The organism is Nonomuraea sp. B19D2, assembly GCF_040137845.1.
GTDB lineage: Bacteria > Actinomycetota > Actinomycetes > Streptosporangiales > Streptosporangiaceae > Nonomuraea.
The window spans coordinates 1-13,615 of record NZ_JBEFAK010000095.1 but is presented as its reverse complement, the minus strand read 5'-3'; the positions used below and the strand labels follow the sequence as shown (position 1 = coordinate 13,615).

Genomic DNA, 13,615 nt, shown 5'->3' with positions numbered 1-13,615 from the left:
CTCCACTCGTTCTGCGGTAATATTCCACCGAAGGAGTATGAAGGCGCCTTCTATAAGGCGCAGGAATCTGCTACGTCATTCGCAAGTTCGCAGGAATCGTAGCCTCCAAGATTCCCGGGACGGTCCACACATCCAGGTGGATTTGGGGTTGGGTGAGGCGATCAGCCGATCGGCGAGCGGGCGCAAGGCTGGACTGATGGAGCCCGTGCCGTCGTCGAAGACGGTGTGGATCAGGTCGGTCAGGGTGCATCTGGTGCAGAGACGACCTGTATAGAGCTGGCCTTCATGTCTGCAGCGAGAGCAGGAGAACGAGCGGGTGATGCCGGCGCAGTCCCGGCAGATCGCCTCGCCGTTATCCCTGCGGCCGGGCAGGAGACGGTCGGTGCTGCAGGTGGGGCAGGTGCCGTGTGTGTTCTCGGCCTTGTGCAGGCAGGTCCGGCAGATCGGCCCGTCAGACCAGTTTGCGGCTTTGGCGGCGCGGCGGCCGCAGCGGGCGCAGTCGCGGATGTGATTGCGCTCGTAGCGCTCTGGGGAGAGGGGGCTCATTGGTCGGGGCGGATCCGGGCGCGCTTGGGTCTGATCGGCGCGATCTGGGTTGCCGGGCCGGTGTCGCCGGTGGCGGTGCGGCGGGGTGCGGCGTTTTCGGCTTTGGTGGCGATGAGGTCGGCGGGGGTGCAGCCGAAGATGTCGCAGAGTGCGGCGAGGACCGGCATGGAGAGCCGTTCGGGGGTTTGGGTGACCAGCCGCCAGATCTGGACCGATGACAGGGTGATGCCGCGGTCGGCGAGAGGCTGGGCGAGGTCGGTGGCGGTGAACATGCCGTGCGCGGCCATGGTCTCGCGGAGCCGCCACTGGTAGCTGACCTGGCGTTTCATCGGTTCTTCCTTCCGGTGGCGAGGGCGGCATTCAGGGTCGATTCCATCGCTTGGCGCAGGGTGCGGGTACGAAAGTCGGAGGAGACGCAGGTGTAGATCGAGGTGGTGGAGGCGTGCTCGTGGCCGACTTGCTCCTGGACGAATCGGGGGTCCCAGCCGTCCTCGATGAGGTGGGTGACGTAGGAGCGGCGAAAGGAGTGGAAGTCCAGGCCCGGGTCGAGGCCGAGTGCGTCGCGGTAGGTGGCGAAGCGGGTGTTGATCTGGGAGAACCCGATCCGTGGGCTGCGCTCGGAAGGCCAGAACGCCGGTGAGACGGCCGCCTGGGCGAACCCAGGCCGGACTTCGGTGACCCACTGGTGGAGGATGTCGACGATCCAGTCCATCCCGCCGATCCCGTCGCGCGGGCCGACCGTCAGGACGCTGCGGCGCTTGGGCGGTGAACCCTTCATCGCCTTGCCCCAGCGGACGTAACAGACGCCGAAGTCTCCGAAGATCGGCGCGTGCGGGTTGGGCCCGAAGTCGACCAGGTCCAGCATCCGATCCTCACGGCGGCGCACCCCGTAGGCATAGGCGGTCTTGAACAACGTCGCGTCCCGGAATGCCAGCAGCCAGCCCTTGCGTCCGGCGCCACTGACCCGGTGGACCTGGTCGTCGGCGTAGTCGAAGAACGCCTGGAGCTCATCGCGGGTGAACGCCCGTCTGGCTGGGTCGGCCTCGTTGTCCTGGAGGTGGACCGCGGTGTTCCACTCGTGGCAGACCTGGATCGGATGTGACCCGAACCGCCGCTCGCACTCGGCTGCCCACCCATAGGCCGGATCGGTGAGGAAAGCGCAGAACGACCGGACCGCCTCGGCGTAGTTCCGCAGCGTCGAGTGCCGCAGATGCCGGATCGCTCGCAGGTCGCCCAGCCACTCGTCCACCATCTGCGGCATCCACTGCCACGGGAACGCATCAGCGTGGCGGGAGAACGCCTTCACCGCGTTCTCTCGGCCCTCGATCGTGGAGAACGCCAGGTTCCGGGCCAGCTGCTGATTTCGCCAGCCCTCCAGCATCGCCTCGGCCACCTGTTCCTCAGGCCGGAGCAACACCGCCCCACCGACCAGATACAGGCCTGCAGCGCCCGGCGCCATCCCGTCCCGGCTCACTCTCCGCCACCCTTCAACCGATTACATCAAACGAAAGGATCTTTCATCAGAAGTAATCGCTTGGCAAATCCGCAGATGAGAGCCCTATCGTGACAAGCTGGCGACGGCTGCTAACTTGATCTCGCCTCCGCCATCCCGACGGATCCGAGCAGCAGGCCAGCATCTCTCTACGGCCCAACAGCCTGTGTGAAGTGGTCGGAGATTTCATCCGCTGCAATAGCGTGCGCTTGGATCAACGGAGCAGCCGTTAGCGCTAAGGCCCGATCGGGCCGCCTACCACGGTGATCGCCTGCGAGGCGGGGTATCGGCGGAAGATCGTATGAGCGGGTCGGCCGGGGATTGCCAGTGGTCGCGTACGTGGCCGAGCACCTGGGCGTCGAGGACCCCTCGGTGGTGAAGCGGTACACCGAGCGGCAGATGACGGCGTACGAGCACGCCTGGGAGATCCGGGACGCCTACGGCTACCACCAATTCGAGGACGCGGAGTGGGGCCGGAAGTTCCGCACGTTCCTGCACGGGCGGGCGTGGACGCTGTACTCGCGTTCGGATTCGGCCATGCCGGCGAAGAACGCGAACAGCGCGGCGCCGTGCCCGGAGGGGTCGTAGAGGCCCTGGAGCGGGCCGGTGAGCAGGTCGAGTTCGATGTCGCGATGGCGCAGCTGCTCGGCGATGGTGAGCAGTTCGGCGGCGCCGCGGCCGAGGCGTTTCATCTCGTGCACGGTGAGGATCACCCGCTGGTGCGGCACCGCCGTCTTGATCGTGCGGGCGTAGTCTTGAGAGTGACGCCAGGGGACGAATCGGACACCGTCTCCGCTGTGATCGCGGCTCGCAGCACTACTCATTTCTGCGAGCACGACCCCATGAGCCGAAAAGATGCTCTGGGAGCGAGGTAGTCACATATCGTCAGCGGCCAGTACCGAGGTCTGGCCGCTGACAGCGATCCCCTGACGGTCGCTGATCGTCATTGACGGTTATGCCCTGCAGGTCTTTGCCCGATCGAGATGACTTTCGTGCAGGAGCGACCGCAGTTCGGCGGTGTCGATGATGTGGGCCAGTCGCGGGAAAACGCTGGTCATCAGGGTCTGGTGGACTTGCGGGTCCGGGTCGGTGACACAGTCGGAGAGGACGTAGAGCTGGTAGTCGCGGTCGGCGGCGTCAGTGACGGTGGACAGGACGACGCCGCTGGTGGTGATGCCGGCGATGACCAAGGTGGTGATTCCGCGATCCCGCAGTTGCCGGTCCAGGTCTGTCGTGGACAGCGCGCCGTAGCGGGTCTTGCGGACGGTGATGTCGCCGGGCTCCGGGGCAAGCTGATCGTGAAAGGCGCTGTCGGGCTCCTCGTGGTGCATGAGGTGCTGGCGGCTGAGGAAGGAGAACGTCTTGTTGGCTGGTGGGATCGCCGCCCAGTCGGCTTCGGTGAAGCCGACCCGCACGTAGGCGATGGCGGCGCCGTGCGCTCGCATGTCGGCGATGGCACCGGCCACCCGTGACAGCAGCGCTTCCGGGTTGGCCGGGCCGGGGAGCGAGGCCAGGATTCCCTGCTGGTAATCCATGACGAGCAGTGCGGCCGTCCGGGGGTCCAGCGGCGGCGGCGTGGCGGTCATTTTCTCTCCTTGGGTGATGAGGGGCGCCCTGACACGCGAGATCGCGCGCCGGGGCCGGCTACACGTTGGGCGCGTGAGCCACGATGTGCCGCGCCGCGACCCCCGTCGGCTACGGCGCGAAGGCCGTCACGCTCGTCGCGGAGCTGTAGGCGGAGGGGCGAACCGCTCCGAAGGGCCGCGGCCCGATCGCGGTGACGGCTGTGGCGGCCCGTCAGGCGTGGTTCGGTGTCGGCTCCGTCTCAGCGAGGGGCGCCGCGGCGCGTCGGGGGAGCAACAGGGGAGTCGCCAGCAGAAGTACGCCCGCCAAGCCGATGGCCGTGCGCGGGCCGAGCAGGCCACCCAGCACGCCCCAGAGGGCCGTCAGGATCGCGGTCGAGGCCTTGGTCGTCACCGCCCAGGCGGACAGCACGCGGGCGACCCGGTCGGTCGCGGTGCGCTCGAGGCGGTAAGTGGCGCAGACGGGGTTGAAGACGCCGCAGCAGAAGATGAGCCCAAGCTCGACGCCCATCACCAACAGCAGCCCGCCGGTGCCCGGCCCCAGGAAGACCAGCCCGACGGCCCAGATCGCGCGCAGTGTCCCGGCCACGACCAGGACCCGGTGCTGCCCGAACCGGGTGACGAGTGGTCGGGCCAGCCGCGAACCGAACAACCCGCCGATCGCAGGCGCGGCGAAGGCGAGGCCGTACTGCCACGGTGCGAACCCGAGTTGGCCGAGCATCAGGACGGCCAGCAGCGCGTCGGTGGCCATCACCAGGCCGTTGAACACGGCGGTGTTGAAGAACAGCGGACGCAGCGTCGGGTCGGCGAGGATGTACCGCCAGCCGTCGAGCAGGTCCCCGGCCCGCATTCGCGCGGCCTGTCGGCGCTCGGGCCGCGGCTCCTGGCCGCCCGCCGCGCGGATGCCCAGGGCCGAGAGCAGGTAGCTGAACGCGTCGGCCACCACCGTCGCCACCGGACCGAGGAGCCCGATCGCGGCGCCGCCCAGCGGCGGTCCGATGATCGTGGTCGTCCAGGCCGTGGACTCGAATCGGGCGTTGGCGACGAGCAGGTCCTCGGCCGGCAGCAGCGTCTTCAGGTAGGCGCCGGAGGCGGCGCGGAAGGTGATGTCGGCCGCCGCGACGACGACCGAGACCAGCAGGAGCTGGACGAAGGAGAGCACGCCGAGCGCGTACGCGGTGGGGATCGTCAGCAGCGCCGCGAACCGCACCAGGTCCATCGCGATCAGCAGCGGCCGCTTGCGGCGGAACTCCACCCACGGGCCGAGCGGCACCGCCACGGCCGCGCCCACCAAAGCCCCCACCGAGGACAACGCCGCGACCTCGGCCGGTCCGGCGTGCAACACCTGGATCGCGATCAGCGGGAACGCGCCGAAGGCGAGCCACGTGCCGAGCGCGCTGGTCCCGTACGCCCCCCAGAGCCACCCGAACTGCCGCCCCAACCGGTGCCCGCTCCTCATGCCCAACGCTCCTCGCCACTCACCCGCACAACCGATCCGCGATCGGGAGCATCAAAGCGCGCGCCGTACCAGGAGATCAAACAACTGTAGAGCCTTTGACCACAACGAACAGTTGTACTCGTAAGGTATGTCCGCACGGACCTCAACATCGTCCGAACCTTCGTCGCCGCCGCAAGTACATGAGCGATCATGGCGGCGCAGCGACCAGGAGAACCCTCCGCCGGGACGATGCGCGACTCCGGCACGTTATCCGGTACATCGACGTCATCGGCCGCTCGCCGGAGTCGCCGACGCCGAGATCGGCACCGCGCTCACCGAGCTGTGGGGAGCGAGCGCGCCAGCGACCTGGAACCGCAACCGCGCCGCCGTCACCTCCTGGCTGATCTGGTGCCAGACCAAGAAGCACTGGACCGCCCCATCTGTCCCGGCCGACGCCGAACGCCGCAAGGAGAGCGCCGACGAGGCCCTCCGCTCCCGAAGGTGTCCCCAGCCCCAAAGTAACTGGGTGAATAATCACATTGCTGAGGACATGACTCGGTCGCGAGGGGGATGGCCTTTTCTCAGGAGAGGGCCGCGGCGGCCTGGACCTCGACTGCGGCGCCGTAGTGGAGCTGGCTGGCGCCGGCGACGGCGCGGGCGGGGCGGTGCTGACCGATCCAGTCGGCGTAGATGGCGTCGAACGCCGGCCATTGACCGATGTCGGTGATGTAGACGGTGACCGAGACGAGGCGGGACCGGTTGGTGCCTGCAGTGATCAGGCACCGGTCGAGGTTGTGGAGGACTTGGCGCGCCTGAACGTCGAACGCCTGGTCGCTCAGGACAGTGCCGTGCTGGTCCACCGGCAGCTGGCCGGACACGTAGGCGAGGTCTCCGTGGATGGCGACATGGGAGTAGTGGCCCAGCGGCTGGATCAGCTCTGGGCTGTTGCGTAGGTGTATGGTGTCGCTGCGCTCGCTGGTGTCCGGGGTTGCGGGGTTGGGCATCGTGTTCCTTCGTCGTGATGGCTGGCGCCAGGGGTCGGTGGTCAGGACTGCTTGGCGTAGTTGTAGACGGTGCTCCGGGAGATCCCGAGCAGGTCTGCGATGGTCTCAGTGGAGCTCCTGGAGTCGAAGTAGCCGTCACGGTGCAGCTGCCTGACAAGGTCTTTCTTGGCGGCGCGGCTGAGTGCTCGTGGGGTGGCGGCTTGTTCGGCGGCGAACGTCTCAATGACGTTACGCAACTCCCGCGCTGTGCGGTCTCGCAGGGTCTCCAATGCCTCGCCTCGGTGCTCGATCTCGGTCGCCACCAGGTTGGCCAGGGTGAGCGTGAGGGGGGAGAGGTTCGACACGTCGAGGTTCAGGCAGAGTGCCGCGACGTAGCGGCCCTCAGCGTTCTTGATCCCGATCGAGGTGCTCTTGACCGGACGGCCGTCTGGGAACTGGTTGGGGTAGTTTTGGATCACGCTGGGGTAGTTCGGGTCCGCGATCCGGCGGAGCCCCAGCTCGGTGGCGGAGTCGCCCACCTTGCGTCCGGACAGGTTGTTCTCGATCACGCGGATCGCGTGCTCTGGCTGGCGCAGATCGTGGAGGACTACCTCACAGAGGCCGGGGAACATGCGTCCGATCGCGACCGCGATCTTCTCGGCTTCGAGCAGAAGGTGCTCGTCGGGGTCGTTAGGGTTCACGCGCGGCTCTCCTCGTCTGGATTGCTGTCTGTGTCGAAGACACTGGCCATCTTCTCTGCGGACTTGAGTCCGGCGCCGGTGAGGATGACAACGGTGGTCTCGTCAGGGCCGATGGTGCCGTCGGCCAGGAAGTGGTCGAGGGCCGCCGCAGCGACGCTGCTGGTCGGCTCGGCGTACAGACCACGCGAGGCGAGCTTGCGCACGGCTGTACGGATCTGGTCCTCGGTGACTGCCACTGCCGCACCACCTGAGCGACGGATCGCCTCGACGGTCTCCGGGAGCCGGACCGGGTTGGCGATGGAGGCTCCTTCCGCGATCGTCGGCACACGCGGTCCTCGGCTCTGCGGATCGATCCCGTTCACCACGTCCGCGATGGTGGCCCAGTGCTCCGGTTGGCCGACCAGAAGCTTGGGCCGTCGGTCGATCTGACCCGCTTCGAGCAGCTCGCTGAACGCGATGTCACAGCCGAGGATATTGCTGCCGGCGCCTGCTACGAGCACGACGTTGTCAGGCGCCCTGAACCCGAGCGACTCCCACATCTCGTAGGCGATCGTCTTGGTGCCCTGCAGAAAGAACGGGTTCCAGTTGTGGCTGGCATAGGGGATTTGCTCGGACTGACGGATCGCCTCCTCCGACACCTGGTCCCGAGTACCTCCGACGAGTTCGATCTGGGCGCCATGCGCGCGTGCCTGGAGGATCTTGGCGGCCGACGTCGCTGCGGGGACGATGATCTTGGCGTGAATCCCGGCGGCAGCTGCGTAGGCCGCGACTGAGGAGCCGCCGTTGCCGGAGCTGTCCTCGAGGACATGCGTTGCTCCCTGCCCGCGCAGGTGGGAGATCATCACTGTGACGCCGCGGTCTTTGAAGCTGGAGGTGGGGTTGAACCACTCGAGCTTGAAGTGAACACGCAGCCCGTTCCAGTCCAGCGGCAGCATGGGGGTGAAGCCCTCTCCGAGACTCACCCGGTGTCGAGGGGAGACTGGGATCGCTGCCTGGTAGCGCCAAAGGGTGCGTTCGCTCGTGTCGATCTGGTCGGGCGTGAGCCCTGGCACCGGGCTGAGCGCGAGAGGCGTCCCGTCCGCACCGCGCCAGCGTCGGTCAGTGACCGCGTAACGCTGGCCGGACCTGTCGTAGAGGACCGGGGTGTTCATCAGGGTGCTGGTGGTGTCGTTCATGAGGCTGTTGAAACCCTTCGGCGGGTGGTTCCCCCGGCGGGGAACCGTCAGATGAGTGGTCGAGGCACGTGGCCTGGGCAGCTGGGTCAGCGCACCAGTTCGGTGGCCGTCGTGGGAGCGTCGTCGGCTCGTGGTGTTTTGTGGGTCGCGGTATCGCCGGCGTTGCGGCCGAGGACGGCGACGGCCACGGCGTTGCCGAGGATGTTCGTCGCGGTGCGGCCCATGTCGAGCAGTTGGTCTATCACCAGCAGCAGCGCGACGCCGGCTGCTGGGACGCCGAAGCCGGGAACGACCGCGGCGATGATCACGAGTGCGCCGCGCGGCACACCAGCCATGCCCTTGCTGCTCACCAGCAGGACGAGGCACATCAGGATCTGCTGGGCGATGGGCATGTCGATGTCGTAGGCGTTGACCAGGAACACCGACGAGAACGTCATGTACATCATCGAACCGTCGATGTTGAACGCGTAGCCCAGAGGAAGGATCAGGCCGGTCGTCCGCCGATCGACGCCGTAGGAAGTCAGCGAGCTGATCATTTTAGGGAACGCGGCCTCCGTGCTCGCCGTCGAGAACGCGATGAACATGGGCTCGCGCACCACGTTGATCAGTCGGAGCATTCCGCGGCCGAGGAACAGGGCCCCCACGGCGATCAGGGCGGCCCACAGGCCTGCCAGTGCGGTGTAGAAACTGACGATCAGCGATCCGTACGTGGCGAAGGCGCCGACACCCTCCGCGGTGATTGCTGCGGCGACGGCGGTGAAGACGCCGATCGGTGCGAGCGTCATCACGTACCTGGTGACCTTGAGCATTACGTTGGTGAGTTCGTCAATCGCGTCCGCCAGGCGGGAGTCGCCGTTGGCGGACTTGATGGCTAGCAAGGCAAGCCCGAAGAACATTGAGAACACAAGGATCTGGATGGGCTTGTTGGAGGCCAACGCCTCGATGAAGCTCTGCGGGACGAGTCCCTCGACGAACGTGGCCGGCGTGACCGGCTCGGTCTCGATCCCGGACCCCCCTGCCGTCGGGGTCAGGTCCAGCCCGTTTCCCACGCCCATCGCATGCGCCGCGAGAAATCCGTAGGCGCCGATGAGGAGGGACGCAGAGACGAACCACACCATCGAGCGGGCGAACAGGGATCCGAGGCCCTTGGCCTTCGCCATGCCAGCGATGCCACTGACGATTGTCGCGAAGATAAGCGGGGCGATCACCATCTTGATCAGATTGAGGAAGAGGTGTGTCACGGTCTCCAAGACCGCGACGATCTCCTCGCGGCTTGCGGCGAACTGGTAGTGCAAGACCAGTCCCGCTCCGACCCCCAGGACAAGGGCGCCGACGATGAGTCGGCTCATCAGATTCTTCATGCAGCAGCTCCAGACGGACGGTGTGAGGCACCAGCCGGTGCGAGTGGTGGGGGCTCGAACGACCGTCACGGAGCAGGCTGCAGGCTTCGGCCCTGCAGGGGAACGCTCGGTGTGGCTGGCACGTGTGTGGCCCTGGCCACCCCAGTGTTAGATAAATATTGCAAAAATGCAATAGGATTCCAAATTGATGTCCGTCAGCGCCGCCTCCGAGGAGGACGGCGAGGACGCCGAGGGCTGACCCGGACACCGGTGCGCCGGTCAGCACCACGGCCCGGCGTCGTCGCCGTGCTCACCGGCCTCCCGTCCGGTCTGTGCCTCAGCTGCCGCACGCGCAGCCGGCGGCGGCCTTCGCCTCGGCCGGGCTCTGGGCCGGGTCGAGGGCTTCCTCGTACGGGGTGCAGCAGGCGGTGGTACCGCAGCAGGCCTCCGGTGCGCTGTCGGCGCTCTTTCTCCGCGGTGGTGAGGTTCCGCCCGCGATGGCGGCTGTGAAAATCGCTGTCCGATTGTCGGAACGCAGTGATAGAGATTCAGGGTGACAATGACACTCGAGTTCCCCGTTCTGCTGCGACTGATCGAGGAACGGTCGACTGCCTTCCGCGCCGCGGTCGCCTCCGCGCCCAGCCTCGACGTACAGGTGCCGACCTGCCCCGAGTGGACGCTGTTCGATCTGGCGCAGCACATCGGCGAGGGGCGCCGCGACTGGGCCGCCACCGTCGCCGCAGGGCCTGCTGCGGCCAAGTCCGCAGCGGAGGGCGCCCCAGCTGCGCCTCGGGAGCGCGAGGCCCTGCTGGCCTGGTTGGCGGAGTCCACGGAGCAACTGGTGGACGCATTGCGGAAGGCCGGCCCGGATCGCGGTTGCTGGACGTGGTGGGGGACGTCGCAGTCGCCGCAGACCTCCGGTGCCGTGGCTCGGCACCAGCTCCAGCAGATGGCGGTGCACACGTACGACGCCCAGATCACCGTAGGTGCCCCGCGGCCGCTGCCGGACGAGGTAGCGCTCGACGGTGTCGACGAGTTCCTGTCCACCTGCGTCGCAACGACAAGTGCCTGGCCGCACAAGCCCGCTGCCGTCGACTTCCACGCCTCCGAGGGCCGCTCCTGGCGCCTCTCGCTCTCCGCCGACGGCGCACGGACCGCCCGCCTCCCCGGGCCCGGCACCATGCTGGCCACCGCTGCCGGCCAGGACCCGAACGCGGCCGCCGCCTCCGCCTCCGCTCGGGGCACGGCCAGCGAGCTGGTCCTCATCCTGTATGACCGTATCCCGATCAACTCCCTGAAGCTCGACGGCGACCGACGTCTCTTCGAGCAGCTCAGCGCCTGGGACCCGGATGAGTAGGACGTGACGATGCGCCACCTCGTACGCCCCGGGGCATGCCTGCCGCCAACGGTTTGATCGTTTTACGGACAGCGAGACGGCCTTGGAGCGATCATTTGCGGTGCTGAGTCGCTGCCGATCACTACAAGGCCGCGAGGGTGAGTGTGCTGAACGATGCCCCCGATGTCGAGCCCTCGAAGATGTTGTCCCGATTCCGGGACGACGCCTACGCCTGCCTCAGCGCGCGAGCCGACGCGCTGTTCGAGCTGACCGACGCGCTGCTATGCGAGCCGGGGCCAGTGCACTCACCGGTGAATCTCACCTTGTCGCCGGAGTACCGGCGCGGGCACGGCGCCTTGTACAGCGGGCTCAACCACGGCCGGATCGACGTCGAGCAGCTGCGTGAGGTGCTGGCCGGTTGGGCGGATCGTGCTGGCAGTGGATGTGTCCCCGTGGTTGCGCTCGGATGCGCCCTGCTCAGCCGGGCCGGCTGCCGTGGCTTCGACCACCCCGGGGCTCCGGCTACGGCGGGGCCGACGCCGAGCCAGCTGCCGGCGTCGATGGTCGGGGCGGTTCAGGGCCGGCCGTTCCGGACCAGGCGGTGTCGATTCAGAACCGGGGGCTTTTCAGGCTCCGTGCGGTGAGTTCGATGAGCGTTGTTTTTCTTGCAGGGGAGCCTCCCAAGTGGCGGTGATGTCGCAGGCGACATCACGGAGGAGGTCGATGAGCATGTCTGCGAGGGGTGTGAGGCTGGCGTCGGTTTTGGTCACGGCGTAGAGCTGGCGGTAGGGCCTGGGTTGGGCCAGTTCGCGATGGGTGGTGCCAGGCGCATGTGTCAGGGCCAGGCGCGAGACCAGGGCCACTGCGATGCCTGTGCCGACGAGGGCCTGGGCGACGTCGTAGGACTCGGTCTCGAACCGCACGGTGGGAGTGAAGCCGGCCTCGCGGGCAGCGTCGTGGAACTGTTCGCGGGCGGCATGGCCGGCCAGGATGGAAACCCACGATTCGTCGCGCAGTTGTTCCAGGTGAAGTTCGGTGTCCGCGGGCTGCCCGGTGGCCAGTGGATGGTCATCGGGGAGAACCACGACCATCGGGTCCAACAGGAGCGAGTGGGCCCGTAGGTGTGGGGGCGGCGCGAGCGGTGTGCCCCAGGACGCGACGATGGCGAGGTCCAGGCGCCCCGCGCTGATCTCGTCCGCTCCGCGTCCGGACACCACGTCTACGACCGAGACGTCGGCGTCCGGATGGCGGTGCCGCAGGGCCGTCAGGGCGGGTGGCAGCAGGTGCAGGGCAGCCGCCTGGAACGTCCCGATCCGCAGACGGAGCGAGAGATGGCCGAGCAGTGCGGCCAGTTCCGCCTCGGCCCTCTCCGATGCCTCCTCCACGGTTCTACCGTGGGAGGCGAGCAGCGCACCGGCCGCGGTGAGCGTTGCTCCGCGAGGACCACGGATGACCAGGGGCACCTGCCAGTCGCGCTCGGCCTTGGCCACCTGCTGGGTGACCGCCGCGGGCGTGAGTTGGAGTGCGTGAGCCGCCGCCGTCAGGGAGCCGTGCCGCTCGATCAACGCGAGAAGCCGCAGCTGTCCCGGATCTACCAGCATTCACTAATCCTAACGCTGCACCCTTCTCTTTTAACTTCTCTTGGGGGCGCGAGGCAGGAAGCCTGGTGGTACACCCCATCGGCCGCAATCCCGGAAGGGGTTCTTTTCCCATGCCCACGCATGTGCCCGTTTTCATCGCCACCACCTTGCTGCTGGCGATGCTGCCAGGCGCGAGTCAAGCCCTGATGATCCGGCAGGTTCTGGAAGGCGGCCAACGTACGCTCCGAGGCACGCTCGCGGGCAATGCCAGCGGCTTCCTACTGTGGTCCACGGCCGCCGCGGCCGGGCTGTCCGCCGTCCTGCTGGCCAGCCCCACCGCGTACGCCGTGCTCCGGATCGCAGGCGGCATCGTGCTGATGATCCTCGGGGTGAAGACGCTACGGACCGCGCTCACCACCGTCTCCACCCGCCCGCCCCGCGAGGGCGGGCGCCGCACTGGCTTCGCGGGCGGATATCTCACCGGCCTGATCACCAACCTCGGCAACCCCAAGGCGGGCGTGTTCGCCGTCTCGGTGCTGCCCCAGTTCGTGACCGCGAAAGGACCGGTGTTCCTGTCAACCGTCGCCCTGGGAGCCCTGTGGGCGCTCGTCAGCGCCTCCTGGTACATGTTGCTCACCTGGGCCGTCAGCCGAGGGCGCGCCCTGGTATCGCAGCCGACCGTCCTGCGGGGACTCAGCGTGACCACCGGCGTCGTCCTGCTGGGGCTGGGCGCCGCGGTGGTAGCAGGTGTCTGAGGGCCGGGCCGGTACTTCTTCCAGCGCCCGACCGCCCGAGGCATCTGCCGCCTTGTGTACTGGCAGCCATGAGGTTGCCTTGTATGACCGGTGGCGACGAAGCACACCGAAACGATCGCCCCGGCTTCGCCGTCCGTTCAGGCCCGGGGCCACGCGGGTACTCTGCCCGACGGCACGGGAGCGAGGAAGCCGATGACGTACGCCATGACACCGGACGGAACCCGCATCGCCTACCAGCTCCAGGGCCAGGGGGCGCTGCTGGTCCTGCTGGCGGGCCAACAACCACCACTGGTGGGATGAGCGACCCTGCGCCGCGCTCGGTAAAGGAGACGGTGGAGTAGCCGGTGATGGCCCGCGCACGGCGCGGGCCATCACCATGCTCACGGCCCGGTCTGGGTGAGCGCGACGATGAGCTGGAGTATGCCGTAGGCGGCCTTCATGATCTCGGCATCGAACACGGTGCGCCCGCTCCTGGTGACGCCGGGCATGAGAGCGGCCAGATCCGCCGCGCGCGGATGGTGCAGGTTGGCCTCTACCTGGATCGGCGTGGACGGCGAGGCGTCGGCCCTGCTCGTGGAACTCCTCGGCCCTGGCGTAGTCGCCGGTCAACAGGGTGATCCTGCCGAGCTCGGACCAGCGCATCGAGGCGTCGGTCCACAGCCCCAGATCCTCGGCCATCCGCAGCC

The 13,615-nt window shown here is 67.7% G+C and carries 13 protein-coding genes and 1 pseudogene; 4 read left to right on the top strand and 10 right to left on the bottom strand.

The genetic code is table 11. From position 1 onward, the window contains the following. Window positions 1-542: 542 nt before the first annotated feature. Entirely contained in the window at window positions 543-875 is a 333-nt protein-coding gene (locus tag ABN273_RS58045) for a helix-turn-helix domain-containing protein (RefSeq protein ID WP_185075475.1), read from the bottom strand. Beyond that, complete coding sequence (locus ABN273_RS58040; RefSeq protein ID WP_349458356.1) at window positions 872-2,020, bottom strand: tyrosine-type recombinase/integrase; 1,149 nt, start codon at window positions 2,018-2,020, stop codon at window positions 872-874. The genes ABN273_RS58045 and ABN273_RS58040 overlap by 4 nt, the downstream gene beginning before the upstream one ends. 345 nt (window positions 2,021-2,365) lie before the next feature. On the opposite strand from ABN273_RS58040, the pseudogene ABN273_RS58035 reads away from it, so the two are divergent. Further along, window positions 2,366-2,491: pseudogene (locus ABN273_RS58035) on the top strand (DUF4158 domain-containing protein); the annotation flags it as partial. Here ABN273_RS58035 and ABN273_RS58030 read toward each other — a convergent pair. From ABN273_RS58030 to ABN273_RS58000, 7 genes are all read right to left on the bottom strand, one after another. After that, window positions 2,482-2,862 carry a recombinase family protein gene (locus tag ABN273_RS58030; protein WP_349458355.1) on the bottom strand — a complete coding sequence of 127 codons (381 nt, stop codon included), beginning with the start codon at window positions 2,860-2,862 and terminating at the stop codon, window positions 2,482-2,484. The pseudogene ABN273_RS58035 and the gene ABN273_RS58030 sit on opposite strands and share 10 nt — an antisense overlap. A gap of 129 nt (window positions 2,863-2,991) precedes the next feature. Further along, entirely contained in the window at window positions 2,992-3,624 is a 633-nt protein-coding gene (locus ABN273_RS58025; RefSeq protein ID WP_349458354.1) for a cysteine hydrolase family protein, read from the bottom strand. Between the two features lie 211 nt (window positions 3,625-3,835). Continuing rightward, window positions 3,836-5,080: an MFS transporter gene (locus ABN273_RS58020; protein ID WP_349458353.1), complete on the bottom strand. Its 1,245-nt coding sequence runs from the start codon at window positions 5,078-5,080 to the stop codon at window positions 3,836-3,838. Between the two features lie 560 nt (window positions 5,081-5,640). Continuing rightward, entirely contained in the window at window positions 5,641-6,063 is a 423-nt protein-coding gene (locus tag ABN273_RS58015) for a RidA family protein (protein WP_349458351.1), read from the bottom strand. Between the two features lie 41 nt (window positions 6,064-6,104). Next, the gene (locus ABN273_RS58010; RefSeq protein ID WP_349458350.1) at window positions 6,105-6,743 is read right to left on the bottom strand and encodes a helix-turn-helix transcriptional regulator; all 639 of its coding nucleotides are present in this window, start codon (window positions 6,741-6,743) and stop codon (window positions 6,105-6,107) included. Beyond that, complete coding sequence (locus ABN273_RS58005) at window positions 6,740-7,894, bottom strand: threonine synthase (protein ID WP_349458360.1); 1,155 nt, start codon at window positions 7,892-7,894, stop codon at window positions 6,740-6,742. The genes ABN273_RS58010 and ABN273_RS58005 overlap by 4 nt, the downstream gene beginning before the upstream one ends. Before the next feature lie 110 nt (window positions 7,895-8,004). Beyond that, window positions 8,005-9,279 (bottom strand): dicarboxylate/amino acid:cation symporter, encoded by a 1,275-nt coding sequence (locus ABN273_RS58000; RefSeq protein WP_349458349.1) that lies wholly within the window; start codon window positions 9,277-9,279, stop codon window positions 8,005-8,007. Between the two features lie 538 nt (window positions 9,280-9,817). Here ABN273_RS58000 and ABN273_RS57995 point away from each other — a divergent pair. After that, the gene (locus ABN273_RS57995; protein WP_349458358.1) at window positions 9,818-10,615 is read left to right on the top strand and encodes a maleylpyruvate isomerase family mycothiol-dependent enzyme; all 798 of its coding nucleotides are present in this window, start codon (window positions 9,818-9,820) and stop codon (window positions 10,613-10,615) included. Window positions 10,616-10,794: 179 nt separating this feature from the next. Next, window positions 10,795-11,238 (top strand): transposase, encoded by a 444-nt coding sequence (locus ABN273_RS57990; RefSeq protein ID WP_349458357.1) that lies wholly within the window; start codon window positions 10,795-10,797, stop codon window positions 11,236-11,238. Here ABN273_RS57990 and ABN273_RS57985 read toward each other — a convergent pair. Continuing rightward, the gene (locus ABN273_RS57985; protein WP_349458348.1) at window positions 11,221-12,195 is read right to left on the bottom strand and encodes a LysR family transcriptional regulator; all 975 of its coding nucleotides are present in this window, start codon (window positions 12,193-12,195) and stop codon (window positions 11,221-11,223) included. The genes ABN273_RS57990 and ABN273_RS57985 overlap by 18 nt on opposite strands. A 110-nt stretch (window positions 12,196-12,305) precedes the next feature. Between ABN273_RS57985 and ABN273_RS57980 the strand changes: the two genes are divergently transcribed. Then, a complete protein-coding gene (locus ABN273_RS57980) occupies window positions 12,306-12,929 on the top strand; it encodes a LysE family translocator (protein ID WP_349458347.1) in 624 nt (207 codons plus the stop codon). Window positions 12,930-13,615 lie beyond the last annotated feature (686 nt).

Bases quoted from the DNA above. Each gene is read 5' to 3' on its own strand.
- ABN273_RS57985 (WP_349458348.1), bottom strand. From the start codon at position 12,195: ATGCTGGTAGATCCGGGACAGCTGCGGCTTCTCGCGTTGATCGAGCGG.
- ABN273_RS58030 (WP_349458355.1), bottom strand. From the start codon at position 2,862: ATGAGTAGTGCTGCGAGCCGCGATCACAGCGGAGACGGTGTCCGATTC.
- ABN273_RS58000 (WP_349458349.1), bottom strand. From the start codon at position 9,279: ATGAAGAATCTGATGAGCCGACTCATCGTCGGCGCCCTTGTCCTGGGG.
- ABN273_RS58045 (WP_185075475.1), bottom strand. From the start codon at position 875: ATGAAACGCCAGGTCAGCTACCAGTGGCGGCTCCGCGAGACCATGGCC.
- ABN273_RS57980 (WP_349458347.1), top strand. From the start codon at position 12,306: ATGCCCACGCATGTGCCCGTTTTCATCGCCACCACCTTGCTGCTGGCG.
- ABN273_RS58025 (WP_349458354.1), bottom strand. From the start codon at position 3,624: ATGACCGCCACGCCGCCGCCGCTGGACCCCCGGACGGCCGCACTGCTC.
- ABN273_RS58005 (WP_349458360.1), bottom strand. From the start codon at position 7,894: ATGAACACCCCGGTCCTCTACGACAGGTCCGGCCAGCGTTACGCGGTC.
- ABN273_RS58015 (WP_349458351.1), bottom strand. From the start codon at position 6,063: ATGCCCAACCCCGCAACCCCGGACACCAGCGAGCGCAGCGACACCATA.
- ABN273_RS57990 (WP_349458357.1), top strand. From the start codon at position 10,795: ATGTTGTCCCGATTCCGGGACGACGCCTACGCCTGCCTCAGCGCGCGA.
- ABN273_RS58020 (WP_349458353.1), bottom strand. From the start codon at position 5,080: ATGAGGAGCGGGCACCGGTTGGGGCGGCAGTTCGGGTGGCTCTGGGGG.
- ABN273_RS57995 (WP_349458358.1), top strand. From the start codon at position 9,818: ATGACACTCGAGTTCCCCGTTCTGCTGCGACTGATCGAGGAACGGTCG.